The sequence below is a fragment of the Pseudarthrobacter cremeus genome (genome assembly GCF_051857465.1).
Classification (GTDB): domain Bacteria; phylum Actinomycetota; class Actinomycetes; order Actinomycetales; family Micrococcaceae; genus Arthrobacter.
The window spans coordinates 151,741-178,141 of the sequence record NZ_JBPZHC010000009.1 but is presented as its reverse complement, the minus strand read 5'-3'; the positions used below and the strand labels follow the sequence as shown (position 1 = coordinate 178,141).

The 26,401-nt window shown below is 66.2% G+C and carries 26 protein-coding genes; 8 read left to right on the top strand and 18 right to left on the bottom strand.

Annotation, left to right across the window (positions count from 1 at the left end):
* Nucleotides 1-127: 127 nt before the first annotated feature.
* From kynU to ACS5PJ_RS16910, 3 genes are read right to left on the bottom strand one after another with little or no spacing between them, the layout of a single operon-like run.
* A complete protein-coding gene (gene kynU, locus ACS5PJ_RS16920) occupies nucleotides 128-1,387 on the bottom strand; it encodes a kynureninase (RefSeq protein ID WP_439436026.1) in 1,260 nt (419 codons plus the stop codon).
* Complete coding sequence (gene kynA / locus ACS5PJ_RS16915; protein ID WP_439436025.1) at nucleotides 1,384-2,238, bottom strand: tryptophan 2,3-dioxygenase; 855 nt, start codon at nucleotides 2,236-2,238, stop codon at nucleotides 1,384-1,386. Before kynA ends, kynU begins: the two co-directional genes overlap by 4 nt.
* Before the next feature lie 29 nt (nucleotides 2,239-2,267).
* Nucleotides 2,268-3,251, bottom strand: coding sequence for a bifunctional riboflavin kinase/FAD synthetase (locus ACS5PJ_RS16910; protein WP_439436024.1), 984 nt, complete (start codon nucleotides 3,249-3,251; stop codon nucleotides 2,268-2,270).
* A gap of 252 nt (nucleotides 3,252-3,503) precedes the next feature.
* On the opposite strand from ACS5PJ_RS16910, the gene ACS5PJ_RS16905 reads away from it, so the two are divergent.
* Nucleotides 3,504-4,316, top strand: a complete 813-nt coding sequence (locus tag ACS5PJ_RS16905) for a DUF937 domain-containing protein (RefSeq protein WP_439436023.1) — start codon at nucleotides 3,504-3,506, stop codon at nucleotides 4,314-4,316.
* Between the two features lie 39 nt (nucleotides 4,317-4,355).
* Here ACS5PJ_RS16905 and ACS5PJ_RS16900 read toward each other — a convergent pair whose 3' ends face one another.
* The 5 genes from ACS5PJ_RS16900 to ACS5PJ_RS16880 are packed head-to-tail and all read right to left on the bottom strand — an operon-like array spanning nucleotide 4,356 to nucleotide 7,147.
* On the bottom strand, nucleotides 4,356-4,895 hold the full coding sequence (locus tag ACS5PJ_RS16900; protein ID WP_439436022.1) for a hypothetical protein: 540 nt from the start codon (nucleotides 4,893-4,895) through the stop codon (nucleotides 4,356-4,358).
* A gap of 1 nt (nucleotide 4,896) precedes the next feature.
* The gene (locus ACS5PJ_RS16895; RefSeq protein ID WP_439436021.1) at nucleotides 4,897-5,250 is read right to left on the bottom strand and encodes a hypothetical protein; all 354 of its coding nucleotides are present in this window, start codon (nucleotides 5,248-5,250) and stop codon (nucleotides 4,897-4,899) included.
* Nucleotides 5,251-5,252: 2 nt separating this feature from the next.
* Nucleotides 5,253-6,173, bottom strand: coding sequence for a tRNA pseudouridine(55) synthase TruB (gene truB / locus ACS5PJ_RS16890; RefSeq protein WP_439436020.1), 921 nt, complete (start codon nucleotides 6,171-6,173; stop codon nucleotides 5,253-5,255).
* A 20-nt stretch (nucleotides 6,174-6,193) separates the two neighbouring features.
* A complete protein-coding gene (trxA, locus tag ACS5PJ_RS16885; RefSeq protein ID WP_439436019.1) occupies nucleotides 6,194-6,619 on the bottom strand; it encodes a thioredoxin in 426 nt (141 codons plus the stop codon).
* Between the two features lie 27 nt (nucleotides 6,620-6,646).
* On the bottom strand, nucleotides 6,647-7,147 hold the full coding sequence (locus tag ACS5PJ_RS16880) for a nucleoside deaminase (RefSeq protein ID WP_439436018.1): 501 nt from the start codon (nucleotides 7,145-7,147) through the stop codon (nucleotides 6,647-6,649).
* A gap of 172 nt (nucleotides 7,148-7,319) precedes the next feature.
* On the opposite strand from ACS5PJ_RS16880, the gene ACS5PJ_RS16875 reads away from it, so the two are divergent.
* Complete coding sequence (locus ACS5PJ_RS16875; protein WP_439436017.1) at nucleotides 7,320-8,432, top strand: ScyD/ScyE family protein; 1,113 nt, start codon at nucleotides 7,320-7,322, stop codon at nucleotides 8,430-8,432.
* A 77-nt stretch (nucleotides 8,433-8,509) separates the two neighbouring features.
* On the opposite strand, the gene rbfA is transcribed toward ACS5PJ_RS16875, so the two are convergent.
* The 5 genes from rbfA to rimP form a co-directional block, all read right to left on the bottom strand.
* Nucleotides 8,510-9,019: a 30S ribosome-binding factor RbfA gene (rbfA, locus tag ACS5PJ_RS16870; protein WP_439436016.1), complete on the bottom strand. Its 510-nt coding sequence runs from the start codon at nucleotides 9,017-9,019 to the stop codon at nucleotides 8,510-8,512.
* A gap of 298 nt (nucleotides 9,020-9,317) precedes the next feature.
* Nucleotides 9,318-12,236 carry a translation initiation factor IF-2 gene (gene infB / locus ACS5PJ_RS16865; protein ID WP_439436015.1) on the bottom strand — a complete coding sequence of 973 codons (2,919 nt, stop codon included), beginning with the start codon at nucleotides 12,234-12,236 and terminating at the stop codon, nucleotides 9,318-9,320.
* A gap of 152 nt (nucleotides 12,237-12,388) precedes the next feature.
* On the bottom strand, nucleotides 12,389-12,748 hold the full coding sequence (locus ACS5PJ_RS16860) for a YlxR family protein (protein WP_439436059.1): 360 nt from the start codon (nucleotides 12,746-12,748) through the stop codon (nucleotides 12,389-12,391).
* Nucleotides 12,749-12,950: 202 nt separating this feature from the next.
* Nucleotides 12,951-13,931 carry a transcription termination factor NusA gene (gene nusA, locus ACS5PJ_RS16855; RefSeq protein WP_439436014.1) on the bottom strand — a complete coding sequence of 327 codons (981 nt, stop codon included), beginning with the start codon at nucleotides 13,929-13,931 and terminating at the stop codon, nucleotides 12,951-12,953.
* The gene (gene rimP / locus ACS5PJ_RS16850) at nucleotides 13,931-14,545 is read right to left on the bottom strand and encodes a ribosome maturation factor RimP (RefSeq protein WP_439436013.1); all 615 of its coding nucleotides are present in this window, start codon (nucleotides 14,543-14,545) and stop codon (nucleotides 13,931-13,933) included. Before rimP ends, nusA begins: the two co-directional genes overlap by 1 nt.
* A 105-nt stretch (nucleotides 14,546-14,650) precedes the next feature.
* Here rimP and ACS5PJ_RS16845 point away from each other — a divergent pair, with 105 nt between their 5' ends.
* The 3 genes from ACS5PJ_RS16845 (at nucleotide 14,651) to ACS5PJ_RS16835 (ending at nucleotide 17,622) form a co-directional block, all read left to right on the top strand.
* Nucleotides 14,651-15,805 carry a DUF4439 domain-containing protein gene (locus ACS5PJ_RS16845; protein ID WP_439436012.1) on the top strand — a complete coding sequence of 385 codons (1,155 nt, stop codon included), beginning with the start codon at nucleotides 14,651-14,653 and terminating at the stop codon, nucleotides 15,803-15,805.
* 84 nt (nucleotides 15,806-15,889) lie between these two features.
* On the top strand, nucleotides 15,890-16,618 hold the full coding sequence (locus ACS5PJ_RS16840; protein ID WP_439436011.1) for a VIT1/CCC1 transporter family protein: 729 nt from the start codon (nucleotides 15,890-15,892) through the stop codon (nucleotides 16,616-16,618).
* The gene (locus ACS5PJ_RS16835; RefSeq protein WP_439436010.1) at nucleotides 16,618-17,622 is read left to right on the top strand and encodes an aminoglycoside phosphotransferase family protein; all 1,005 of its coding nucleotides are present in this window, start codon (nucleotides 16,618-16,620) and stop codon (nucleotides 17,620-17,622) included. The genes ACS5PJ_RS16840 and ACS5PJ_RS16835 overlap by 1 nt, the downstream gene beginning before the upstream one ends.
* A 42-nt stretch (nucleotides 17,623-17,664) precedes the next feature.
* Here the strand turns inward: ACS5PJ_RS16835 and ACS5PJ_RS16830 are convergent, their stop codons facing one another.
* From ACS5PJ_RS16830 to ACS5PJ_RS16820, 3 genes are read right to left on the bottom strand one after another with little or no spacing between them, the layout of a single operon-like run.
* On the bottom strand, nucleotides 17,665-19,062 hold the full coding sequence (locus tag ACS5PJ_RS16830) for a pyridoxal phosphate-dependent decarboxylase family protein (protein WP_439436009.1): 1,398 nt from the start codon (nucleotides 19,060-19,062) through the stop codon (nucleotides 17,665-17,667).
* Nucleotides 19,063-19,116: 54 nt separating this feature from the next.
* Complete coding sequence (locus ACS5PJ_RS16825) at nucleotides 19,117-19,911, bottom strand: sulfite exporter TauE/SafE family protein (protein ID WP_439436008.1); 795 nt, start codon at nucleotides 19,909-19,911, stop codon at nucleotides 19,117-19,119.
* 9 nt (nucleotides 19,912-19,920) lie between these two features.
* Nucleotides 19,921-21,729 carry a proline--tRNA ligase gene (locus tag ACS5PJ_RS16820; RefSeq protein WP_439436007.1) on the bottom strand — a complete coding sequence of 603 codons (1,809 nt, stop codon included), beginning with the start codon at nucleotides 21,727-21,729 and terminating at the stop codon, nucleotides 19,921-19,923.
* A 414-nt stretch (nucleotides 21,730-22,143) separates the two neighbouring features.
* On the opposite strand from ACS5PJ_RS16820, the gene ACS5PJ_RS16815 reads away from it, so the two are divergent.
* From ACS5PJ_RS16815 to ACS5PJ_RS16805, 3 genes are read left to right on the top strand one after another with little or no spacing between them, the layout of a single operon-like run.
* The gene (locus tag ACS5PJ_RS16815; RefSeq protein ID WP_439436006.1) at nucleotides 22,144-22,947 is read left to right on the top strand and encodes an ABC transporter ATP-binding protein; all 804 of its coding nucleotides are present in this window, start codon (nucleotides 22,144-22,146) and stop codon (nucleotides 22,945-22,947) included.
* An 8-nt stretch (nucleotides 22,948-22,955) separates the two neighbouring features.
* Entirely contained in the window at nucleotides 22,956-23,699 is a 744-nt protein-coding gene (locus ACS5PJ_RS16810; protein ID WP_439436058.1) for an ABC transporter permease, read from the top strand.
* The gene (locus ACS5PJ_RS16805) at nucleotides 23,696-24,352 is read left to right on the top strand and encodes a TetR/AcrR family transcriptional regulator (RefSeq protein WP_439436005.1); all 657 of its coding nucleotides are present in this window, start codon (nucleotides 23,696-23,698) and stop codon (nucleotides 24,350-24,352) included. The genes ACS5PJ_RS16810 and ACS5PJ_RS16805 overlap by 4 nt, the downstream gene beginning before the upstream one ends.
* Here ACS5PJ_RS16805 and ACS5PJ_RS16800 read toward each other — a convergent pair.
* Together ACS5PJ_RS16800 and ispG are read right to left on the bottom strand one after the other, a co-directional pair.
* Nucleotides 24,336-25,226: a GNAT family N-acetyltransferase gene (locus ACS5PJ_RS16800; protein ID WP_439436057.1), complete on the bottom strand. Its 891-nt coding sequence runs from the start codon at nucleotides 25,224-25,226 to the stop codon at nucleotides 24,336-24,338. The genes ACS5PJ_RS16805 and ACS5PJ_RS16800 overlap by 17 nt on opposite strands.
* Complete coding sequence (gene ispG / locus ACS5PJ_RS16795; protein WP_108600185.1) at nucleotides 25,189-26,355, bottom strand: flavodoxin-dependent (E)-4-hydroxy-3-methylbut-2-enyl-diphosphate synthase; 1,167 nt, start codon at nucleotides 26,353-26,355, stop codon at nucleotides 25,189-25,191. The genes ACS5PJ_RS16800 and ispG overlap by 38 nt, the downstream gene beginning before the upstream one ends.
* Nucleotides 26,356-26,401 lie beyond the last annotated feature (46 nt).

Below are 26,401 nucleotides of genomic sequence, written 5' to 3'. Positions count from 1 at the left end.
CGCCATACATGGCAGGAACCAGCCGCCACGGACTGCAGCCGGATCCATCGTTCAGTTTACCGTCAGCGCCGCAATCTTGTCGAAACAGCCGCGCCGGCGACCCCAACCGGCCAGCCCGGCAGGAGGGTCACGGACGGAGCAGGTCCCGGACGGCCGCCATGCCGCGGTACAGTTCGGCAAAGCTGGTGCTCAGCGGCGACAGCCCGATGCGGATTCCCTGCGGTGCCCGGAAGTCCGGAATGACGTCCTGTTCCCAGAGCGCAGCGGTCACGTTGCGGAATGCCGGATGGTCCAGCGTGATGTGGCTCCCCCGCCGTTCCGGTTCGCGCGGTGACGACAACTGAACGCCCAGGGGTTCGAGCCAGGCTTCGAACAGGTCCACGGCGTAGGCGGTGAGGTCCAGGGACTTCGCCCTGATGGCGGCCATCCCGGTCCCTTCGATGAGATCCAACGTCCCGCGCATGGCGAGCATGCCGAAGATGGCGGGGGTACCGCTGAGGAATCCCCGGATTCCCGGCGCTGGTTCATACCCTGCGGCCATCTCAAAGGCATCCTTGCGTCCCATCCAGCCCCAGACCGGCTGCCGAAGCGTGGGAAGGTGGCGGCTGTTGACGTACGCGAAGGCCGGCGAGCCCGGGCCGCCGTTGAGGTACTTGTAAGTGCAGCCGGCAGCAAAGTCCACGCCTGCGCCGTCGAGGTCGATTTCCACCGAGCCGGCGGAGTGGCACAGGTCCCAGACCACCAGCGCCCCGGCGCTGTGCGCAACGTCGGTAATGGCCGGAAGATCTGCCAGGAAACCTGAGCGGTACGCCACATGGGAGAGAAGTACGACGGCGGTGGACGGCCCGGTTGCCTCCTTCACCTGCTCAGGGGTCACCCCTGCTGCCGGATCGGCGTCGATCCATCTGAGGGTAAGGCCTTCCTCGCGGGCTATCCCTTCCACCAGGTAGCGGTCGGTGGGGAAATTCTCCGTGTCCAGCACGATCTCGGTCCGGGCAGGATCGGTCACGGCTGCCAGGGCAGCACGGATCAGCTTGTACAGCACCACGGTGGTGGAATCGGCAATCACTGTCTGGCCGGGAGCCGCTCCCAGCACTGCCCGGCCCAGCTGGTCGCCGATGGCCTGCGGAAGTTCCAGCCATTCCTCGTCCCAGCCGCGGATGAGCCTGCCGCCCCAGCCGTCCTGGATGAAGGCGCTGATGTCGTTAACCGTCCGCTTCAGCGGCCGGCCCAGGGAGTTGCCGTCAAGATAGGACAGGTCGGTATCGGTGCCGATGAAGAGCCCGCGGCAGCGGGCCAGCGGGTCACTGGCATCAAGGTGGGCTGCCCGCTCGAGGAGGGCGCCGTCGTCGTAGGTTTCTGTCAGAGGGCCACCGTGTGTGCTCACTGGCCGATCTCCGTCCGGACCGCAAAAAGCTCAGGGAAGAAGGTGAGTTCCAGGGCCTTCTGGAGGAAAGCGGCGCCGCTGGATCCTCCGGTTCCGGATTTCATGCCGATGGTGCGCTGGACGGTGCGGAGGTGGCGGAACCGCCAAAGCTGGAAGTTGTCTTCGAGGTCCACGAGTTCCTCGCAGGCCTCGTAGGCGCCCCAGTTGTCGGCAGCGTTTTCGTAGATGTGTTTGAAAAGCGGCACCAGCTCGGGACAGAACTCGTGGGCGCGGGTGACGTCGCGTTCCAGGACGGACGGCGGAACGTCGAAGCCCTGCCGCGCCAGGTAGGCGAGGAATTCGTCGTAGATGCTGGGGGCGTTGAGCAGTTCCTCCAGCATGGCGTGTGCTTCAGGATCGGATTCAAACACCGGAAGCATCTTGCGGTTCTTGTTGCCCAGGACAAACTCAACGGCGCGGTACTGGCTGGACTGGAAGCCGGAGGAATTGCCCAGGAAGCCGCGGAACTGCGAATACTCCGTGGGCGTCAGCGTTGCCAGCACGGACCACTGCTCCGTCAGGGTCTTCTGGATGTGCTTGACCCGGGCGATGCCCTTGAGCGCCGCACCAAGGTCGTCGGCGCGGAGCCACACAGCGGCGCTGCGGAGCTCGTGCAGCACGAGTTTGAGCCACAGTTCGGTGGTCTGGTGCTGGATGATGAACAGCAGTTCGTCGTGGTGCTCGGGCTTGCTGACAGGCTGCTGGGCGCTGAGGAGGGTCGGCAGTTGCAGGTAGGACGAGTAGCTCATCCGGGAGCTGAAGTCGCGGACGATGCCCTTGTCCAGCTTCCTGGTGTTCTTTTGGACAGTCACTGGCTGCCTTTCGTGGCGGGTGCTCTTGGTTAGCGCCGCGCCAGCAGGTCGTGCGCCTGGACGACGTCCAGCCGCATCTGCTCAACCAGCGCCTCAGGCCCACGGTATGCCACCATGCCGCGGAGGCGCTGCACAAATTCCACGATCACTGTCTGGCCGTACAGATCGAAGTCCTCCACGGACTCTTGCGGACGGTCAATCACGTGGGCTTCAACCTGGCGGCTGACGCCGTCGAACGTGGGGTTCGACCCCACCGAGATGGCAGCGGGCCAGCGCGTCCCCACATGGTCAACCAGCCACCCCGCGTAGATTCCGTCCGCGGGGATGAAGCCTGACGCCTCATGGGCAAGGTTGGCTGTGGGGAACCCCAAGGCCCGTCCCCGGGCGGCGCCGTGGACAACTTCTCCGCGCATCCGGTGCGGGCGGCCCAACACGGCGGCGGCCGTGGCAACGTCTCCCTCCTGAAGTGCTTCACGCACCCAGGTGGAGGAACAGCGGCGGTCCCTGCCGCCGTCGTCGTGCAGCGGATAGCCTTCAGAGCCGAACTCGCTGATGACCTGGACTTCGAAGCCGAATTTCCCGCCGAGTTCCTTCATGGTTTCCAGGTCACCGGAGTTGCCCCGGCCGAACCTGGAATCGTGGCCGATCACCACGTGGCTGGCATGAAGACTGTCCACGAAAACCTGCCGCACGAACTCCTCGGGCGTGAGGCTGGCGAGGTTGAGTGAATACTTCATCACCAGGATCGCGTCGAGGCCCAACTCCCCCAGGGCCTCCAGTTTGTCCGGAAGGCCCATGATCAGTTCCGGCGCTGATTCCGGCCGGTGGATGAGGGCGGGGTGCGGATCAAAGGTGATGGCGACGGCCCTGGCACCGTTGAGCCGCGCGGTGCGCGTGAGCTGGGAGAGCACTTGCTGGTGGCCGCGATGGACGCCGTCGAAGTTGCCAAACGTGACAACGGAGGGACCAAAGTCCGCCGGGACTTCGGACGGATCGTTCCAGATGTAGACCATCACCCTCGCCTTTTTACTGCGTACAACTGTCATGGTTCCGGGCGCGCCGGCGCCGGAACCCTCTAAGATTACCCGCAATCACGGTGGCTTCCGGACGGCGCAACTGTGCCTGTCGGCCACCGATACGGCCACGGGTACCTCTCTGGTACCGGTCAGTACGGGGGGACTACGATGCAAGGGCAGCTTCCGGCGGCGACACTCGCCGCATAGAACAATGTCCGCGACTCAACGCGGCGCTGAAGGAGTTACCTCATGACCGAGATCCACGACCTCCTGAACCAGATCGATGTCAACCAGATCGCCTCCCTGCTCGGAACAGATCCGGCTTCAGCCCAGTCAGCCGTCGAAGCGGCGCTGCCTACGCTGCTGGCAGGGATGCACAACAACGCGCAGGCTCCCGACGGCGCTGCATCACTTCAGGAGGCCCTCGGCCAGCACCAGGACGGGCTGGCCGATGGCGGCGTGGACGCCACCCGGGTTGACACGGCGGACGGCGAAAAGATTGTCAGCCACGTCTTTGGTGGTCAGCAGGATCAGGTTGCGGCCCAGCTTGCAGGCGCGCCCGCCCTCGGTGGCATCGGTGGAGACCTGATCCGGAAGGTCCTCCCCATCCTCGCGCCGATTGTGATGTCCTACCTGGCGAAGAAGATCCTCGGTCAGGGCGGCCAAGGCGCCGGCCAGCAGACGCAGGCAGGCGGCGCTCCCGGTCAGGCCGGTGGCATCGACCTCGGCAGCATCCTCGGCGGGATCCTCGGCGCAGGTGCGGGTGCAGGTGCGGGCGCTGGGTCCGGCCGGCAGGGTTCGGTGCTGGACAGCATCCTGGGGAGCCTCGGCGGCATCCTCGGTGGCGGGGCTCCGGGAACGCAGGCGGAGCCGCAGCCTGCGACGCCTGCCCAGACGCCGGAACGTGACCGGCTGCCGGACCTTCAGGGCCAGCCGGGTCAGCGGTCAGTGCAGCCCGGCGAGGTCATCCACGTGGACCTCCCTGAGAGCCAGCCCGCTCCGGAGCCGGCCAAGGGCGGCGGACTGGGCGACATCCTCGGTGGCCTGTTTGGCAAGAAGTAACAGCACCGGAAGCAGCACCAACAGGATTACTGCGGGTAGCTAGCGCTGCCCTTCGGCGGCGGCCGGGCTCTTCCCCGGCCGCCGCCGGTACAGCCAGACCAGGCCCAGGATGGGCAGGAGCAGCGGGATAAAGGCGTAGCCTCGGCCGAACAGCGACCAGACCGTCTCGTGCGGGAACTGCACGGGATCGAAAACGCTCAGCGCCCCCACCACCAGCACACCCACGAGTTCCACCAGCACGGCTGCAAGCGAGACCTTGAACCAGGTGCGCCCGGGCTTGGCCAGGGATACGGTGGCCACGAGATACACGACGGCAGCGAAGGCGGAGAGCAGGTAGGCCAACGGGGCCTCGGAGAACTTGGTCAGGATCTGGTAGCCGGCGCGGGCGGTGGCTGAAATCGCAAACACCGCATAGACGGCAATGAGGAGACGCCCGGGACCGGTGTTCCTGGTGTCCTTGCCGCCGGTCCTGCCGCGGGCCTTGCCAACCCCGGCTCCGCCGGCCTTGGACGCGGGAGTGGCTCCGGACGCGGGAGTGGTTCCGGACTTCGGTGCTTTCACGTTGCGGGCTTCTTCCATTTCAGTACCAGATCTGGTTCATTCGGGCGGCCATCACCAATGCTGTGACGCCGACAGCGGCCAAGACAAAGTTGCTCCAGCGGGTCCGCTCAAGAATGGCCCAGTAGACAGCGGCCGGCGGCAGCAGCATGGCCGTAGCCAGGTATCCCCAGAATTCCCAGGCCTCGCCGGCGATAGGTTCGCCCGCGATGACCCTGATGATCGAACCCACCAGGTAGACCACCAAGCTCAGCTCGACGGCAGCGACGGACAGGATGGTGACATCGTTCGGAGCTTTTTTCAGGATGCCTGCCACCAGGCAGATGCCGCTTGAGATGATGCCCACCGTCATGATGATGTAGAAGTACGCGTCCATGCTCAGGAATCCTGGCTGGCGTTGCCGGGCGCGAAGACAAGAACCGGCTTCGCGTAGCTGCCGGTATCGGCCAGGAGGGCCACGAGGCTGCCATCCGGTGCGAAGGCCGCTGCAGGGTGCTCGGTGGTGGCAGCCTGCAGGCTGCCCGCTTCCGTTCCCGCTGCGATCCGTCGGCCGAAGGAGATCTCGGTCGTCTCCTCGGCCGTGAGTTCGCGGTTGGGCATGAGGGCCCGGGCGGCCTGCGACATCTCCAGGACCTCGAGTTCTTCAGCAAGCTGCTCCAGGGTACGGGCCTGTTCCAGCGAGTAGGGGCCAACGTGGGTCCGACGGAGTGCCGTGAGGTGGCCACCCACCCCGAGCGCGTCGCCCAGGTCCCGGGCGAGCGCACGGATATAGGTCCCGGACGAGCACTCCACTGTGACATCGACGTCCAGGACGTCGCTGCCGGGTTCCCGGTTGATGCCGTGGACCTCGAAACGGTGGATGGTGACAGGCCGGGCCGCGAGCTTCACTTCCTCGCCTGACCGGACGCGGGCGTATGCGCGTTCGCCGTTGACTTTGATGGCGCTGACGCTGCTGGGGACCTGCTGTATCTCCCCGGTCAGGGCGGCGACGCCGCCGCGAACTGCCGCATCGGTGACCGCGGCGGCGCTGACGGAGGCAATAACATCGCCTTCGGCGTCGTCCGTGATGGTGGACTGGCCCAACCGGATGGTGGCTGTGTACGTCTTGGAGGTGCCCACGATGTAGGTGAGGAGCCGGGTGGCCTTGTTGATGCCGACCACCAGCACTCCGGTGGCCATGGGATCGAGGGTGCCGGCGTGCCCCACTTTCCGGGTTCCGGCGATGCGACGCATCCGACCAACCACATCATGGCTGGTCCATCCCTGCGGTTTGTCCACTATCACCAGTCCAGAAAGCACGCCTCCCAGTATATCGGCGCTCAGCGAAGCGCTTGGTCAAGCCAGGAGCGAAGGGCTTCGGCGGGTGCAGCCCCTGTCTGGGTGGCCACCACTTTGCCGCCACTGATGATCATGAGCGTGGGAATCGCCTGGATGTCGAACCGGCGGGACAACCGGGGAGCCTGGTCAACATCAACCTTGACGAGCTTGATCCGGCCGGCCCGCTCCCTGGCAAGCTTGTCCAGGACGGGACTCACCATCCGGCAGGGCCCGCACCAGGCGGCCCAGAAATCGATGAGCGCAGGAACCGGGGACTGTTCAGCCACTACTGCGAAGTCGTCGTCCCCGGCGTCGACGATCCAGGGCAGGTCAGCCCTGCAGCTGCCGCATCGCGGATGGCCGGACGCAGCGGCGGGAACCCGGTTGGTCTTCCCGCACGTGGGGCATTTGATCAGGGCTGGTTCCACTGCTCCTCCAGGCACTTGGGCTCCGGTTCAGTATTCGGTTCGTTCGGTATTGTTCCGCCAGGCGTCAAACGGAAGCTCCGACGTCGGAATCGGCTCGTGTTCCACCGGCAAAAGTTCCGGCCTGGTTCCGTCGAAGTATTCGTAGAAGAGCGCGTCGTCGAACCCGGCTGCGGCAGCGCCGTGGCGGTCGGCGGCGAAATACACGCGGTCAATGCGCGCCCAGAGCGCTGCGGCCAGGCATAAGGGGCACGGCTCGCAACTGGCGTAGAGTACGGCGCCGCTGAGGTCGAAGTTGGCGCTCGCAGCGGCCGCCGTACGGATGGCCACTACTTCAGCGTGCGCGGTGGGATCGTTGTCCCGGGTTACCCGGTTGATGCCTTCGTGGATGCGTCCGTCGGCTGTCACCACGAGGGCGGCGAACGGTCCCCCGCCGTCAGCGACGTTCCGGACCGCCAGGTTCACGGTGCGTTCGAGGTACTGCCGTTCGAGGTGCGGTTCGGCGTCGTTGTGATCATTCCCCAAGGCCATAGCTCGATCCTAGCCACGCTGGCAGGAAGGGGGGCGGATTAGGGGGAGATGACATCGACTTTGTTGCGGCAGCGGGACTAACCTAGCGCCAGGGGTTCATTCAGTCCAGTGCTGATCTTGGTCTCATTGCCCGGCCCCGTCCGCGGGGTTCACTTCAACTCCGGAGTATGCAATGAACAGGAAGTCCAGAGTTATCGCGTGCCTGGCGGCCGCCGCGATCCTTGTCCCGGCGAGTCCGGCCGCCGCTGAATCCAAAGAATCCGGTCCCGACACCGTGGCGGAGCACTTGTTGTCACCGCTGAGCCTCGCTGTGGGACCAGGCAAGAGCATCCTCGTCACACAGAACTTTGCCGGAACGCTGGACCGCGTCGAGGACGACAAAGAGCCCGTCAACGTTTACACGAGGGCGGACTGGGATGTTGGCGGTGTTGAAACGCGCGGCACCACCACGTTTTTCGTTGAAAGCGTGGGCGCCGGGCCTGACCCAAGGGAGCTGGCCGGCTTCTTGAAGTCGATCAACGGCCGGGGAGAGGTCAAAGAGATCGCTGACCTCGCCGCCTACGAAGTGAACAACAACCCGGACGGATCCCAGCACTACGGCTTCGGCTCCGATGTCCCGGACGAGTGCCTGGCCAAAATCAACGTGCCGTTCCCGCCTGCCCAATACACCGGGATAGTCGATTCCCATCCCTATGCCACGGCCGTGCAGGGCAACACCGTGTACGTGGCCGACGCCGGGATGAATGCCATCCTGAAGGTCAACGCCACCACCGGAGAAATCTCCACGGTCGCCGTGCTGCCCCCGCGTCCGGCAGAGGTGACTGCCGATGCCGCCGCAGCTGTTGGCTTCCCGGAGTGCGTTAAGGGCTACGACTATGCCTTCGAGGCGGTGCCAACAGACGTGGAGATCGGCCCTGACGGCTGGCTGTACGTCTCATCGCTGCCGGGCGGTCCTGAGGATCCGTCCCTGGGCGCCCGCGGTGCCATCTTCCGGATCAATCCCTGGACCGGGGCGACTCACGTCTGGGCAGAGGACATCCTCAGCCCCACCGGCATTGCGGTCGCAGGCAACGGGGACGTGTACGCCGCTTCGATGTTCGGCAACGAGATCGTCAGGATCGACGCCCGGAGCCGTGAGCAGTCACAGTTCCTGGCGGTGACAACACCGGGTGCGGTTGAGATCAAGGGCCGGACCCTTTACGCCACGGTCAACGCCCTGCCTGATTTCACGGCCCCACCGCCGCCGCCGGCCCTGGGTGAGGTCATCGAGGCCGGCATCAGCTAGCAGCAAGACCGGATTTTCGGGAAGCAGAAGGCCCGGACCACCTGCGCGGTCCGGGCCTTCTGCTAAGAACCGGGCTTCTACTTGGAGCCGTCTTCGTCGAGCTCTTCGTTGTCGGTGAGGTCGAGGTCCTCTTCGTCGAAGTCATCCTCGTCAATTTCGACGTCCTCGGGGATGTCGCTCTTGTAAGGATCGGCGTCGCCGGCGTGCTTGGCGCTGGCAGCCAGGGCCGCCACCTCGGCATCGCGCTTCTTGGCAGCCCGGAGGAGTTCCTCGAGGTTCGAGGCGTTGACCGGGATCTGGTCAGCCACAAATTCCAGCGTGGGCGTCAGGCGGACGGTGATGTTGCGCCCCACTTCCTGACGGAGCACACCCTTGGCCTTGTCCAGCCCCTTGGCAGCATCAGCCTGGACAGCCTGGTCACCGAAAACGGTGTAGTAGATCGTGGCATGCTGCAGATCATTGGTCACGCGGGCATCGGTAACAGTAATGCCCTCCAGCCGGGGATCCTTAACCTTCCGGCCCAGAGCCTCCGCAACAACAACCTTAATCCGCTGCGCCAACTTGGCAGCCCGTGCGGGATCAGCCATTTCCACTCCTAAAAAATTTGGATGTACGACGGCGCCGGAACGGGCCCGCACAACTGTTGGGTTTTGATGCCACGCACCTAAGGCGAGTCTACGACTGACCCGCGTTGGATTTTTCCGGCGGCCTGGGAGTGGCATCCAAGGAGCTGGCCGAGGGCCCCGACCCGAGCTTGCGAGGGTTGGGAAGGCCAGTTCCGCTACCGGAGCTGGGCGGCACAGGATCGCAGATCCAGTGCCGTCCAGCGCAGGGGCGGGGCCGCCGGAAAATCCGACGCCCCCGACCCGTCAAGCGAAAGACAACTTAGACGCGCGGCTTTTCGCGCATCTCGAAGGTCTCAATGATGTCGCCTTCGGTGATGTCGTTGAACGAACCAAGACCAATACCACACTCGAAGTCCGTGCGGACCTCAGTGGCGTCGTCCTTGAAGCGCTTGAGCGTCTCAACGGTGAGGTTCTCACCGATGATCTTGCCGTCGCGGCTGATGCGGGCTTTCGTGTTGCGTCGGATGATGCCCGAGCGAACGATGGACCCGGCGATGTTTCCGAACTTGGAAGAGCGGAAGACTTCGCGGACCTCGGCGGTGCCCAGCTGGACCTCTTCGTACTCCGGCTTGAGCATGCCTTTGAGGGCTGCTTCGATGTCATCGATTGCTGCGTAGATGACGGAGTAGAAGCGCATGTCCACGCCTTCGCGGTCTGCCAGTTCGGCAACCCGCTCGGCGGGCTTGACGTTGAAGCCGATGATAACGGCGCTGTCCACTGTTGCCAGGTTGACGTCGTTCTGCGTGATGGCACCCACGCCGCGGTGGATGACGCGCAGCTGCACGCCTTCGCCGACGTCGATCTTGAGCAGTGCGTCTTCGAGGGCTTCCACGGCACCGGACACGTCACCCTTGAGGATGAGGTTGAGGGTGTCGATCTTGCCGTCGGCCACAGCCTGGTCGAAGTCTTCGAGGCTGATGCGCTTGCGGCGCTTGGCGAGGGCTGCGTTGCGGTCGGCTGCTTCACGCTTCTCGGCGATCTGGCGGGCGGTGCGCTCGTCAGCGGTCACAAAGAAGGTGTCGCCGGCGCGCGGCACGTTGGACAGACCCAGCACCTGAACGGGGCGGGACGGGCCGGCCTCGGTCAGGGCGCTGCCGTCGTCGTCGAACATCGCACGGACGCGGCCGTGGGCCGTGCCTGCCACGATGGTGTCGCCGACATGCAACGTACCGGACTGGACCAGGACGGTGGCCACGGAACCGCGGCCCTTGTCCAGGTTGGCTTCGATCGCGATACCGCGGGCGTCCTTGTTCGGGTTGGCGCGCATGTCCAGGGCGGCGTCTGCGGTGAGCAGGACGGCCTCGAGCAGCTCGTCGATGTTGAGGTTCTGGCGGGCAGAGACCTCCACGAACATGGTGTCGCCACCGTATTCTTCCGGAACCAGTCCGTATTCGGTCAGCTGGCCGCGGACCTTCTCCGGGTTGGCGCCTTCCTTATCAATCTTGTTCACGGCCACGACGATCGGCACGTTGGCCGCCTGGGCGTGGTTGAGGGCTTCAACGGTCTGCGGCATAACGCCGTCGTCCGCTGCGACCACCAGGATGGCGATGTCGGTGACCTTCGCACCACGGGCACGCATGGCGGTGAACGCCTCGTGGCCCGGAGTATCGATGAACGTGATCTTGCGGTCAGTGCCTTCGTGCTGGTGCGTGACCTGGTAAGCACCGATGTGCTGCGTGATGCCGCCGTGCTCGCCCGCCATAACGTCGGACTTGCGGATGGCATCGAGCAGCCGGGTCTTACCGTGGTCAACGTGACCCATGACGGTGACGACCGGAGGACGTGCCTCGAGGTCTTCGTCGCCTTCGGCTTCCAGCTCGGCTTCGAAGTCGATGTCGAAGCCGGAGAGCAGCTCGCGCTCCTCATCTTCCGGGGACACAACCTGGAGCTTGTAGCCAAGTTCCTCACCCAGCAGGGCGAAGGTCTCTTCATCCAGCGACTGCGTGGCAGTAGCCATTTCGCCGAGGTGGAAGAGCACGGTCACCAGTGCTGCGGGGTTTGCCTCGATTTTGTCGGCAAAGTCCGTGATGGACGAGCCACGGCGAAGCCGGACTACGGTGTTGCCGTCGCCGCGGGGTACGCTCACGCCACCCAGCGACGGAGCACTCATCTGCTCGAGTTCCTGGCGCTTGGCGCGCTTGGACTTGCGCTGCTTGCCGCGTCCTGCACCGCCCTTACCGAAGGCACCCTGGGTGCCACCGCGACCGCGGCCACCCTTGCCGAAACCGCCGCCGGCCGGAGCGCCGCCACCGGCACCGGGAGCGCCGCCTGTACCTGGCGCGCCGCCCGGACGTCCGGGACCGCGTGCGCCGCCACCGGGACGTCCTGCACCGGCCGGTGCGGGACGCTCAGTGCGGTTGGGCATCATGCCCGGGGTAGGACGGTTTCCACCGGCACCTGCCGGGCGGGGGCCGCCTGCACCGGCTGCGGGACGCGGACCACCCGGACGGGGGCCGCCTGCACCGGCTGCGGGACGGGGACCACCCGGACGGGGGCCGCCTGCACCGGCTGCGGGACGGGGACCACCTGGACGGTCACCGTCGGGCCGGCTTCCACCGGACCGGGGCATGCCCTGTGAAGGTGCGAACGGGTTGTTACCCGGACGCGGAGCGCGTTCCCCGTCGCCGCCACGGCCGCGGGGCATGCCCTGGGAGGTGGCGAAAGGGTTGTTGCCCGGGCGGGGACCGCCGGGGCGGGGTGCCGAACCGCCCTGGGATCCACCCTGCGGTGATCCCTGGCGGGTGGGTGCGGCCGGAGTCTCAGCCTTGGGGGCCGGACGGGCACCAGGCTTTGCACCGTTGAACGGGGATGCCGGAGCACTGGCAGCGGGGGCGGCCGGAGCTGCAGCTGCAGCCGGGGCCGCCGGAGCGGCAGCAGCAGGCGCTGCGGCAGCAGGTGCTGCAGGCGCCGTGGGAGCTGCCGGACGTGAGTCAGCCGACGGGGCCGGTGCTGCGGGTGCAGTTGCTGCAGCCGGGGCCGGCGCCTTGGGCGCAGCTGCCGGAGCTGCGGCGTTTGCCGCGGCGTCGGGGTAGGCGTTGCGGAGTTTCCGCACCACCGGGGCCTCAATTGTTGACGAGGCGGAGCGAACGAATTCGCCCAGTTCCTGCAGTTTTGTCACTGCATCTTTGGAAGTAATACCGAGCTCTTTAGCGAGCTCATGTACGCGGACCTTGGCCACATTTCTCCTGTCTCGGTCCGCACCGAGCCAGGCACGAACCGTCTACTTCTTACTGCGGGCCCCAGCCGCGTTTGCAGCTGTCGGGCCCATTGCAGAGCGCAACAAAGTTGTCATCGTTGCGCACTCATCGCTGGGAACTCATCGGGTTTCCATCAGTTTTCTGACCCGCTTTCAGGTTGGACGGTTTTTGCTGCAGCTACCGGAGGTTTCCGCAACGGGCCGGCTTGCTTGCCTGCCAGGATCCGGCGTTCGACGTCGGCGGTTCCGGTTGCGCCGTTGAGGGCACGTCCGAATGCACGCCGCTTCACCGCCAGGGCAAGGCACGCTTCGCTGGGGTGCAGCCATGCTCCCCTGCCAGCCATCCGGCGTCGTTCGTCAACCAGCACTGTGGTGGAACCAGTGCTTTCGGCGACGAGCCGGAGTAACTCCGACCGCGCACCCTTCTTTCGGCATCCGATGCAGGTACGCTGCGGTTGATTCTCGCTGTGAAGCACTTCTGCCACGGGGAGCATCATCCTGACGTTCATAACTGCCGGCCCGGAATCCCCTCACCGCAAGTCAGCGGATCAGGAATTCTCAGGGCACACGAATACCGGCCGTTAGGCGCGGTCACGTTCTATTCTAGACCCTCCGGGCCGTTCTGCCTGAAACCGCGGCTTCCGGTGCGGAAGCCGCGGCAGGTACCAGCGCCCGGGGAGGCGCGGCGGATGCAGGTCAGTGATCCCGCGGCGCGGCAGCGTCGGAGACGATATCGATCCGCCATCCGGTCAGTTTCGCTGCCAGGCGGGCGTTCTGGCCTTCCTTGCCGATTGCCAGCGAGAGCTGGTAGTCGGGAACCACAACACGCGCAGACCTGGTGGCCTCATCGGTGATCGTGACGGAGTTCACACGCGAAGGCGAGAGGGCGCTGGCAATGAACGCGGCAGGATCTTCGCTGTAGTCGACGATGTCGATTTTCTCGTCGTTCAGTTCAGTCATGACGGCCCGGACGCGCGAACCCATTTCGCCGATGCAGGCTCCCTTGGCGTTGATGCCCTGGGTGTTGGCTTTGACGGCGATCTTGGTGCGGTGGCCGGCCTCGCGGGCCAGGGCAACAATCTCCACGGAGCGGTCGGCAATCTCCGGCACCTCCAGTTCGAAGAGCTTCCGGACCAGGCCCGGGTGCGACCGGGAAAGGGTGACCGACGGGCCTTTGGTGCCGCGGTGGACATCGATCACCAGGGCACGGAGCCGGTTGCCGTGGGTGTACTTCTCCCCCGGTACCTGCTCGGGCGGCGGCAGCAGGGCCTCCACCGAACCCAGGTTGACCTGGATCATGTGCGGGTTGTTGCCCTGCTGGATGGTCCCGGACACGAGTTCGCCCTCGCGTCCCTTGAACTCGCCCAGGACGGCGTCGTCCTCCACGTCGCGCAGGCGCTGGAGGATGATCTGCCGGGCGGTGCTTGCCGCGATGCGGCCGAAACCGGCCGGGGTGTCCTCGAACTCGCCGATCGGGGCGCCGTCGTCGTCGATCTCCACGGCCCAGATGGTGACGTGGCCGCTCTTGCGGTCCAGCTCTGCGCGGGCCTTCTCGAAAGCCCCGGGCGACTTGTGATAGGCCACCAGGAGCGCCTGCTCGATGGTGGGGATCAGGAGGTCCAGCGGAATTTCCCGTTCACGCTCCAGAAGTCTCAGCGCGCTCATGTCAATATCCATCAGGCCTCCTCAGAAGGTCCATTGTGTTCAGTTTCCAGACCGGCCTCTTCGAGGTGGCTGAATTCGATCTCGACTTTTCCGTTGCGGATCCTGTCGAAAGGAAGTTTTACCGGTTCGCCCTGTTTGGCCTTCATGCCCTTTTTGACCTCGATCTCCGGGACGAGCGTCACGCCGGAGTCGTCCACTGACTGGACCCGGCCGGTGACGTTCTCGCCCTGGATGACGTTGACCTTGACCATGCGGCCGCGGGCCCGGTGCCAGTGCCTCGGTTCGGTCAGGGGACGCCCCACCCCCGGGGAGGAGACTTCAAGATCATACGGGCGGCCGTCATCGGCAGGATCGTTGTCCAGGACATCGGAGAGGACCCTGGAGATGTCGGAGATGACGTCAAGGTTCACCCCGCCCGTTTCCTCCTGCGGCAGGTCCACGACGACGTGGACCACCCGGTGTGAGCCGGCGTTGATGGAGACATCCTCAAGATAGAGGCGGTTGGCCTGGACTGCGGGTTCCAGCAGGGCCCGCAGCCGGGCAGCTTCCGGATTGTAAGCGGGCGCAGCCTCGGGTTTGCCCGCCCCGGTAGGTTCTGATGAAGTCGTGGCTTCTGCATTACTCACGATTCCGGCCGCCTCCGATAGATGATGTTGTGACTACTAGCCTAGCGATTATCCGGCCGCAGTGGTGCACGGAGATTGGCATCAGGCGTGACAACATGGTCTGTTGTGAATGACGACACGCAGGAAAACGGCCGCCCCAGGCGCTATTTCCGGTATGCCGTTTTTTCGCTGGCAGCCCTTCTTGTCCTCAGCCTGGGATTTGTCGTGATCCCCCGCGGGCCTGAAGTTCCCCACACACCGCCGTTTTCCGAGCAGGCGAGGGCGTCCGCGTACTCGGATGCCCTGTCACTCAGGTCCGCCGGCCTCGTACTTGAACGCGCCGCCGGAGACGTACCGTCAGGCGCACAGGCCGCCGCCGTGGGCCGCGCTGTGACTTTGCTGACTGTCCACGCCCGGGCCTTGATGCTGCCGGGAGATTCGACAGCTTCCGGGCCGCCAGCGTCCTCTGTCCCGTCGCCTCCGCCTCCTTCGGCGGCCCCGCCATCAGCGGCGGAGCTCGCCGGGGCACTTCAGGCAAGTGCGGCCCGGCGCCTGAAGGACGCAGAAACGGCCGACGGCGGTATGGCCCGCCTCCTGGCCGGCGCCGGCACGGCCCAGCTGCTGGCAGCAGAGGACATCGCCAAGGCTGCCGGGATAGCCCTGGCCGCCACTCCGGTTGCGGATCTTCCGGACGCCGGCGCCCACTCCCCCACAGCACAGGCAAGTGACAGGTCCACCGTTTCGGCCGCCGCAAGCTGCCCGGCCGGGCCACCCGGGGACGGCAGCAGTCTGGGTTCGGCCCTGGCGTCGGCCGTGGCAGCGGAGCTGGAACTCGTCTACGCCTACCAGGCCGCGCTGACCCGGCTTGACGCCGGTTCGGCGGTTCCGGCGTCGGGCTTCCTGGCACAGCACCAGGACCTCCACGGCGACGCCGAGGCACTCGCCGCGGCCGGCTGCACCGGCGTGCCTCCCCAACCTGCCGGCTATCCCTTGAGCCAGGCCTTCCTTGCCGCACCCGCCACCGCACTCGGGGCCCTCGAGGCAGGGAGCCTCCCGGTGTACGGCGACCTGGTAGCCCTGAGCGAAGGATCCGGCAGGGTCTGGGCCATAGCGGCGCTCCAGTCTGCCGCCCGCAGGACCTTGCACTGGGGCAGCTCCCCGGGCGCCGTGCCCGGCCTGGTCCTGGCCGAACCGGAACTGCCGGAACTGCCGGAGACGGTCCGGGCCCCGAAGCCGTCCGCGGCCGGCGTGCCGGAACCGTCCACCACCGCCCGCGGCTAGGGCGCAAAACCAGAGCACCCGGTTGGAAGTCAGCTGAGCCTTGGCACACTGGCACGCCGCGGGCGCTAATGCTTTGCTGTAGGCATGGACAACGCATCTGCACCGGCTCTTCACGAGGACGAGCCGCACCACAATGACATCGCCCACCGCCTCAACTGGCTTCGCGCCGGCGTCCTGGGTGCCAACGACGGAATCGTCTCGGTCGCCGCCATCGTGGTGGGTGTCGCCGGTGTGACCAACGAGGCAGGCCCGATTCTGGTGGCCGGTGCCGCCGGCGTAGTGGGCGGCGCGATCTCCATGGCTTTGGGCGAATACGTCTCCGTCAGCAGCCAGAAGGACAGCCAGAAGGCCCTGATCGAGAAAGAACGCCGTGAACTTCTCGAACAGCCTGACGAGGAGCTCGCGGAACTCGCGGCGATCTATCAGTCCAAAGGCCTCAGCGTGGCCACTGCGCAGACGGTTGCCCGGGAGCTCACGGCCCACGATGCCCTGGGCGCCCACCTCTCGGCAGAACTGAACATCGACGAGACAGACATCGTGAGTCCGTGGCACGCCGCCTTTGCGTCGGCTGTCGCATTCTTGATCGGCGCCGTCCTGCCAATGCTGGCCATCCTCCTTCCGCCGGCGGACATCCGGGTGCCCCTGACGTTCGTCGCCGTCCTGGTGGCACTCGCCGCCACTGGTGCGCTGGGCGCCTGGATCGGCGGAGGCTCGAAGCTGCGGGCGGCCGTGCGGGTGGTGGTGGGAGGCGCTGCGGCCCTCGTTGCGACGTTCTCGATCGGCAACCTGCTCGGGGCAAGCGGCGTGATGTGATGCTGCGGACAGAGGTTCCCATCCCGCCGGCCCTCAGCCTGCGCTACGGCGGCAGCAGCGCAGGCCGTGCCTGGCTTGCCTCGCTGCCTGACCTGGTCCAGGGGCGGCTGGAGCATTGGGAGCTGGCCGTTGACCTTGGACCCGGCGGATTGCCCTGGCACGGGCATGGCGCCGTGGTGGTCCCGGTCCTCAGGAAGGACGGCACACCTGCCGCCCTGAAGATCGCATTCCCCCACGACGAGGCCAGGGTTGAACGCCACGCTCTTGCGCTGTGGGGAGGACACGGCGCCGTCCGCCTGCTGGAGTCCGACGCGGGTACCTGCGCCATGCTCCTGGAGCGGCTGAACGGGAACTGCTCCCTGCAGAGTGTGCCGCTGCACGAGGCATTGGAGGTCTGGGGCAACCTCATGCCGCTGTTGAGCCTGCCACCGGACACCCGACCCCAATGGCGGGAGTTCAACCACATCGCCGCACAGGCGGAACAGTGGAGCGATGACCTGCCCGCCGAATGGGAACAGCAGGGCCGCCCCTTCCCGCGCTGGCTGCTCGAAGCGGCTTTGGAAGTCTGCCAGACCCGCGGCGCCGTGGGACGCCGCTCGGGACACGACGTCCTGGTCCACACGGATCTTCATTTCCTGAATATCCTGGCCAGGCCGCAGGGAGGCTTTGCTGCCATCGACCCTCAACCCATGGTCGGCGAAGCCGCGTTCGCCGTCGCACCGCTTCTGTGGAACCGTCTGGGCGACCTGCCCCGCGCGGATCCGGCCGCAGGGTTAAGGCAGCGCTGCCGGGACTTCAGCTCCGCTGCCGGCGTTGACCCGGAAGCCGCGCGCCAGTGGGCCGTCGCCCGCGAAGTGGAAAACGCCCTGCAGTACGCCTCGCATCCAGGCCGGCAGGGCGACCTCGCCCGGTCGTTGTGGGTTGCCAGCACCCTGGCCGGGCGGACCCTTGACGGGCTGCCCGCCGCCCATGACCTGCCGGAACCGGGGCATTCCGCCGGCTGAGGAACGCGTGCCGCCCGGCGGGCTCAGGCCCTGGCCGTACGGTCAGCTGCCCGCAGACTTCACCGCTGACAAAGCTGAGCTGACCGCTTCAACGGCGGTGTCGACGTCGTCCGCGTCAGTGCTCCAATTGCTCACAGAGACGCGCAGGACGTCCCGGCCCTGCCAGTGCGAGCCGGACATCCAGACTTTGCCGTCCGCGATCACCCGGGCCGTCACGGCACGGGTGATGGCGTCGTCGGCGAAGGCGAGGGAAACCTGGGTGTAGTCCACGTCGTTGAGCACCTCGATGCCATCCACTTCCGCCAGCCGCTTGCCGATCCGTGCAGCGGCGTCGGTAAGCGCCCGGACCTGCGCTGCCACCCCTTCGCGGCCGAGGGAGCGGAGGGCCGCCCACACCGGCACGCCACGGCCCCGGCGGGACAGTTCCGGAACCTTTTCATGCGGGTCCCCGGGACCTTCCGGATCCTGGATCAAGTAGCTGGTGTGCACGCCCATGGCGCTGCGCAGGGCGTTCGAATCCTTGACTACGGCGATGCCGCAGTCATACGGGACATTCAGGGTCTTGTGCGCATCAGTCCCCCACGAATCGGCCAACTCCATGCCCTGGGTGAGGTGCGCGAATTCGGGGACGGCGGCCGCCCAGAGGCCGAAGGCGCCGTCCACGTGCACCCACGCACCATGGCGCCGGGCGATCCGGATGGCGTCCTCAAACGGGTCGAAGGCTCCGGAATGGAGGTTGCCTGCCTGGAGACACACCAGTGCCGGACCGGAGGAAGCCGAAAGCATCCGGTCCAGTTCTGCCGGGAGCAGCCGGCCCTGGGTGTCTGCCGGGACGGGGGCAGGCCGGCCCAGGCCGAGGTAGCGCAGCCCGAGGTCAATGGTGTCGTGCCGTTCCTGCCCCACCAAACACCTGATCCGTGGAGCGCCCGCGAGCCCGTCCCGGTCCAGGTCCCACCCTGCGTCGGTCAGCAGCCGCCAGCGTGCGGCAGCGAGCCCGGTGAAGTTGGCCATGGTGGCCCCGGTGGTGAAGCCGACATCGGATTCTGCCGGGAGCCCCAAAAGGTCCAGCAGCCAGGACGCGGCGCCGTCTTCGATGGCGGCTATGGCGGGGGTGGCGTAGCGCAGGCCGGAGTTCTGGTCCCAGGCGCTGACCAGCCAGTCCGCAGCCAGAGCTGCCGGCAACGTCCCGCCGATCACCCAACCGAAGAACCGTCCGGCCGGCATGGCCATAAGGCCCGGCCCGGCCTTGTCCGCAAGATACTCCACCACGGCCGAGGCCGGCATGCCCTGCCCGGGAAGGGGCCCGCCGAAGTCCGCTGCGAGGTCGTGGGCGTTTTTCAGGGGTCCGACCCGCCTGTCCGGCAGGCTCTCCAGCCACTCCCTGGCCCGCGCGGCCGCTACTGACAGTGCTTCCGAATAGGGTTCCCCGCCTGCGGACATACCAGCATGGTACGCCCGGCGGGCCGGGCCTGCGAGGGTTTCCGGACGGCCCGGTCAGGCGAAGTTTTCGGCCCAGACGTCCAAGCCAAGCTTGATGATCAGTGCACCCACCACCAGCAGGAAAACGACACGGACGAAGCGGCTTCCCTGCTTGACGGCGGTCCGCGCCCCCAGGTAGCCGCCGGCCATGTTGGCAAGGCCAAGCATGAGGCCCACGCCCCACAGCAGGGATCCGTGGGGCAGGAAGAACAGCAGGGCCCCGGCGTTGGTGGCCATGTTCACGATTTTGGCCTTGGCACTGGCTTCCAGGAATGCGTAGCCCATTGCCGAGACGAGCGCGATGATGAGGAACGAGCCGGTTCCCGGGCCGATGAGGCCGTCATAAAAACCGATCACCGCCCCGATCAGGCACGCCACGACGTAGTGGGTGTGGCCGTCGTGCCGCAGCACGGTGATGTCACCGACGTCAGGTTTGAGGGCGGTAAAAAGTGCGACGGCGACCAGCGCGAGAACGATGATTGGTTTGAAGACACTGGCCGGCAAAGTCGCAGCCAGGACTGCGCCGCCGAAGCTGCCGGCCAGGGCGATGACGGCCATGGGTATGGCCGTCCTGAGATCAGGTTTCACTCGTCCGTAGTACGTCACCGCGCTGGTGGTGGTGCCGAAAATGGACCCCATCTTGTTGGTGGCCAGCGCCTGGACCGGCGTGATGCCGGGCACCAGCAGCAGGGCGGGAAGCTGGATCAGCCCGCCGCCGCCCACCACAGCGTCAACCCAGCCGGCGGCGAATCCAGCCACCACAATCAGGATGATCGTGGCGGTCTGGATCGACTCGAACCCCGAAATCACCGCCGCGTCTTAGCCGCGGACGGCGGTGACCACGTAGTCGACAGCCTTGTCCACGGCCACGTTTTCCGCTTCGCCGCTGCGGCGGTCCTTGATCTCCACCACGCCGTCCACCAGGCCGCGGCCGACGGCCAGGATAGTGGGGACGCCGACGAGTTCGGCGTCGCCGAACTTCACGCCGGGGGAAACCTTGGGGCGGTCGTCATAGATGACGTCCAGACCGGCGGCCTCGAGTTCCAGCGCCAGCTTCTCCGCAGCCGCGAAGATCTCCTCGCCGCGGCCAACTGCCACGACGTGGACATCGGCGGGGGCGACGGCGCGGGGCCAGACGAGGCCCCTGTCGTCGTGGTTGGACTCTGCGAGGGCGGCCACGGCCCGGGTGACGCCCACGCCGTAGGAGCCCATGGTGACCACCACCTGTTTGCCGTTCTGGTCCAGGACCTTCAGCTCCAGGGCCGCCGCGTACTTTCGGCCGAGCTGGAAGATGTGGCCCATCTCGATGCCGCGCGCGATCTCCAGTGGTCCGGAGCCGTCCGGGGCGGGATCGCCTTCGCGGACGTCGGTGCATTCGATGGTGCCGTCCCAGCCGAAGTCGCGGCCGGCCACGAGGCCGAACACGTGCTTTCCGGCCTCGTTGGCGCCGGTCACCCAGGCCGTGCCGCTGACAACACGGGGATCGACCAGGTACAGCAGCTTGGTGGCGCTTTCAGTGCCCAGGAGCGGTTCAGCCAGTGACAGGCCCGGGCCAAGGTAGCCCTTGACGATCAGGGGCTGCTTCTTGAGGTCATCGTCGTTGGCGGCTTCCAGCCCGATCTCGCCGGCGATCGGCAGGTAACGCCCGATGTTGGCCTCCACCCGCTTCAGGTCCACCCCGCGGTCACCGGGCAGGCCGATGACAACCAACTGGCGTTCACCAGTGGGCAGGGTGACGGCGAGGACCACGTTCTTGAGGGTGTCGGCACCGGTCCAGGCGCCGCCGTCGGCCTCTGTCCGGGGAGAAATCTCATTGGCGGCTGCCACCAGAGTCTCGATGGTGGGTGTGTCCGGGGTGTCCAGGACCTCTGCGGCCGGGGCATCGGTGAAGTCGGTGTCTGCCGGGACCACGGTGGTGACGGCCTCGACGTTGGCTGCGTAGCCGCCCGCGGACCGCACGAAGGTGTCCTCGCCGACCTCGGTGGGGTGCAGGAATTCCTCGCTCTTGGAGCCGCCCATGGCGCCGGCCGTGGCGGCAACGGGAATGACCTCCAGGCCCAGGCGCTCAAAGATGCGGATATAGGCGGCTCGGTGCGCTGCGTAGCTGGCGTCCAGGCCGGCGTCGTCCACGTCGAAGGAGTACGAATCCTTCATGATGAATTCGCGGCCGCGCAGCAGTCCCGCCCGGGGACGTGCCTCGTCGCGGTACTTGTTCTGGATCTGGTAGAGGCTTAGGGGCAGGTCCTTGTAGGAGGAGTACAGGTCCTTGACCAGGAGCGTGAACATTTCCTCGTGCGTCGGGGCGAGCAGGTAGTCCGCACCCTTGCGGTCCTGGAGCCGGAACAGGCCCTCGCCATATTCGGTCCACCGGTTGGTGGCCTCATAGGGCTCGCGCGGCAGCAACGCCGGGAAGTGGACTTCCTGGGCGCCGATGGCTGCCATTTCCTCGCGGATGACGGCTTCGACCTTGCGGAGCACACTGAGCCCCAGCGGCAGCCAGGTATAGATGCCGGGCGCTGCGCGCCGGATGTAGCCGGCCCGCACCAGCAGCCGGTGACTCGCCACCTCGGCATCGACGGGATCTTCGCGCAGGGTGCGCAGGAAAAGCTGGGACATTCTTGTGACCACGGGCGGGTATCCGTTTCTGGGGAATGGCTGCTGGAAAGCAGAGCCGGGCAATTCGTCTGGGTACTAATCTACCGGCAAGCAACGCCGATGCCCGCGGGAGCGTGCGGGCCCGCCGGCGATTCCCGTGGCCGAATACAGCGAAAAGCCACGCCCGGGCTGCAAAGCCCCTGGCCCCCATTCGGGCTGGTCATTGCGGCCGGGCGTGGCTTTTCTTGCCGTTTACGCCGTTGGTTTACTGGTGAGGACTGGTGAGACCGCCCACCCACTCCAGCGCAGCTAGATCGAACTTATGTGATAGCCGACACGATGACAAGTATTTTTTCAATTCGAAGTTATTGACGATGGTTCCGGGCAGGCCTAGTTTTAATTCATCAGGTGGTGAATTAAAAGGATTGTCAGGGCACGGAGGCATCAATGTCCCACGCAGCATCATCGCCGGCCCCCCGGAGCGGGGCGGGTGTCACCGCCACTGCCCTTCACATCGTCCGGGACAAGACTCCCATTCTGCGTGGTCTTGACTTCGCCATCCCGGCGGGCCGGATCACCGGACTCCTGGGACCGTCCGGCAGCGGAAAAACCACCCTCATGCGGGCAATCATGGGTGTCCAGGCCCTGACGTCCGGCTCGATCGAGGTTCTCGGCCTTCCAGCAGGCCACCCTGATCTTCGGCACCAGGTGGGCTATGTAAGCCAGTCTCCGAGTGTTTATCCGGACCTGACCGTTGAAGCGAACGTCCGCTACTTCGGCGCCATGCACCGCAAGGGCCGGGATGCGGCGGCAGAGGCGATCGCCGCCGTCGGACTTGAACCCCAAACCCGGCAAAAAACCGGCGATCTTTCCGGCGGGGAGCTCAGCAGGGTCTCCCTGGCGTGCGCCCTCGTGGCGCATCCGGCACTGCTGGTCCTCGATGAGCCGACCGTCGGCCTTGATCCTGTCCTCCGGGCGGACCTGTGGGGCAGGTTCCGGTCGATGGCCGATGCGGGGACAACCCTCCTGGTCTCCAGCCACGTGATGGAGGAAGCAAGCCACTGCGAATCGCTCCTGCTCCTGCGTGAGGGCAGGCTCCTTGCGCAGCTGACGCCGGCTGAATTGAGCCAGCGCGGGCAGAGCGCCGATCTCGAGCAGGCATTCCTGCATATCATCCTGCATGCTGCCGAGCAGTCCGGCCGCTCCCCCGAACATCGCGGGAGCCCGGCTGAAAGGACCGTGCGGCCATGAACCTGATGATGATGCTGGCCACTGCCCGGCGGGTCCTGGACCAGCTCCGCCACGACCACCGCAGTGTCGCGCTGATCCTGGTAGTGCCGGCGCTGCTGCTGACCGCTGTGTACTTCCTCTTCGAGAACGAAACACTCCCGCCAGGAGTCCCCAGGACGTTCGACCGCGTTGGCCTGATGATGCTGGCGATCTTTCCTTTTGTGGTCATGTTCCTGGTCACTTCCATCACCATGCTGCGTGAACGCACGTCCGGGACCCTGGAGCGGCTGCTGACCACGCCGGTTCATAAGGCCGACCTGCTGTTCGGCTACGGCCTGGCCTTCTCCATCATGGCCGCCCTGCAGTCGCTGGTTGCCACAGGGGTGGCGTACTGGATCCTTGGCCTGGACATCCAGGGAAGCCCTGGACTGGTGGTGATGATCGCCGTGATCAATGCGGTGCTGGGCGTCGCCCTGGGCCTGCTGTGCTCGGCGTTCGCCCGGACGGAATTCCAGGCCGTGCAGTTCATGCCGGTGGTGGTGGTCCCGCAAATCCTGCTGTGCGGCCTCTTTGTCGCCCGCGACCGGATGAACGACGTCCTCGAAGCGGTGGCGAATGTCCTGCCGCTCACCTACTCGGTGGATGCGCTGCAGGAGATCGCCGCCAACGCCGATCCCAGTGACCGGCTGTGGATGGACGCCGGGGTCATCGCGGCCATAGTCCTGGCGGTCCTGGTGCTGGCATCATTGACCCTGCGTCGGCGGACCGCGTGAACGGAAGGACGGACGACGACGGCGCCACAGCCGGGTCCGGGCGGCGTGGCCGGCGGGGCGGGGCAACGGAGTCGCGCGCCGAGATCCTGGAGACCGCCCGGAGGCTGTTCGCCGAACAGGGTTTCGAAGGAACCAGCCTCCGCGGGGTTGCCCGGGAAGCCGGTGTGGACCCTGCCATGGTCCACCACTTCTTCGACGGCAAGGACGAGCTGTTCGCGCTCAGCGTGGCATTGCCGGTCGACCCGGAAAAAGTCCTTGAGGGCGTCGACGAACACCCCCCGGAGGACAGGGCCGAGGCGATTGTGCGGGCAGTGCTTCGCGTGTGGGAGAGCCCCGCCCAGCACAGCCTGGTGGCCTTTCTGCGGGGAACCATCGGTTCCAAAGCCAAGACCCTGCTGCTGCGGGAACTCGTATCGCGGGCCATCCTCAGCCGGATCATGGCGGGGGTGCCCGGTCCGCCCGCGGAAGTTGCTTTGCGCGGAAACCTGGTGGCCACACAGATGGTGGGCCTGATGCTGGTCCGCTATGTGGTGCGGCTTGAACCCCTCGCCTCCGCCTCGCCTGAGGACGTGATCCGGCTTGTTGCCCCGAACGTCCAGCGTTACCTGACCGGAGACCTGCCCGAAGAAAAGCCGGCTAAAAGAGAACCGTAGCGAAGGTGCCCACCTGGCGGAAACCGACGCGCTCATACGTCGACCGGGCGCGGAGGTTGAAACCGTTCACGTACAGGCTGGTCACGGGAGCGAGTTTCCTGGCCTGCTCCACCACGGCTGCCATATAGCCGGCGCTCAGCCCCTGCCCGCGGTAGCCGGGGTTCATCCAGACGCCCTGGATCTGCGTGACGTCCGCGGTTACCGCCCCCAGCTCGGCCTTGAAGACCACCTCGCCGGAGCTGTTGACGTGGGCCAGTGAGTGGCCTTGCCGGATCAGGCCTTCAACGCGGCGGCTGTAGAACTCCTTGCCGCCCAGGAAGGGCGAGTAGCCCACTTCCTCTTCGAACATGGCCGCGCAGGCCGGCAGGATCCGGTCAAAATCGGCCAGCCGGCCCAGCGCCAGGTCAGCGTTGGGTGCTACGGCCGGCGGCTGGTCAAGGGTCATGAGGGGCTGTTCGTCCCGCACTTCGTGGGCCGTGTGCCCCAGTTCGGCAAGCTCGGAGTGGAGCGCGAGAACCGCCTCCGCGGGCCCGAAAGCCGATGCGAAGCGGCGCCCGGAGCTGCTTGCCGCGGCTGCCACGAGCCCCGCGAACGCGGGGTCAAGTTCGACCGGCACAAGGTTGGCCCCGGTCCAGCAGGCACCCACCAGGATGCCGTCGTCGAACACGCCCAGGACGGCGGCACCGCCGGTGGTAGGCGCTGCGGTGCCTACGGACCGCAGGTGGGCAAGGATGAAGACATTGGCCACCGGGTCCTGCTGCGCAAGGTGCCGGAGGGCAGGGGTGTCCGCGCCGGAAAGGGCATGGACGGATATCCCCGCCTCTGCGGTCCCCGGCTTATGAGACGCTAACCACGGGGCTACCCTTGACAGCATCTTCGCCATCGGCCTCCCCCATCTCTTCAGCAATGCGCATGGCCTCTTCGATCAGTGTCTCAACAATCTCACTTTCAGGCACAGTCTTGATAACTTCGCCCTTCACAAAGATCTGGCCCTTGCCGTTGCCGGACGCCACTCCGAGGTCCGCTTCGCGTGCTTCGCCGGGTCCGTTCACCACGCAGCCCATGACAGCCACGCGCAGCGGAATCTCCATTCCTTCCAGGCCGGCGGTGACCTGCTCGGCGAGGGTGTAGACATCAACCTGGGCGCGGCCGCACGAAGGACAGGAAACGATTTCGAGCTTTCGCGGGCGCAGGTTCAGTGACTGGAGGATCTGGTTGCCCACCTTGATTTCCTCCACCGGCGGGGCGGACAGCGAAACACGAATGGTGTCGCCGATGCCCCGTGAGAGAAGTGCCCCAAAGGCGGTGGCCGACTTGATGGTGCCCTGGAAAGCCGGCCCGGCTTCGGTCACGCCCAGGTGCAGTGGCCAGTCGCCCTGCTCGGCCAGCATCTCATAGGCGGCGACCATGATGACCGGGTCATTGTGCTTGACCGAAATTTTGAAGTCGTTGAAGCCGTGCTCCTCGAACAGCGAAGCCTCCCACACGGCGGACTCCACCAGCGCCTCAGGTGTGGCCTTGCCGTACTTCTTGAGGATCCCGGGTTCCAGCGAACCTGCGTTGATGCCGATCCGGATCGAGGTGCCGTGGTCCTTCGCCGCGCGGGCGATCTCCTTGACCTGGTCATCGAACTTGCGGATGTTGCCCGGATTCACGCGGACGGCGGCGCAGCCGGCCTCGATGGCCGCGAACACGTACTTGGGCTGGAAATGGATATCCGCGATAACGGGGATCTGGGATTTGCGGGCGATGATGGGCAGCGCCTCGGCATCATCGGCAGACGGGCAGGCCACGCGCACGATGTCGCAACCCGAAGCGGTGAGTTCAGCAATCTGCTGCAGTGTGGCGTTGATGTCCGTGGTGGGCGTGGTGGTCATGGACTGCACGCTGATGGGCGAGTCCGAGCCGACTCCCACGGAGCCCACCTTGATCTGGCGCGTCTTGCGGCGGGGGGCGAGGACGGGTGGCGGTGCTGACGGCATTCCCAGGCTGACCGAGGTCACGTGGACTCCTTGGGTAGGTTTTATCGGGGGTGAGAGAGGTCCGTCG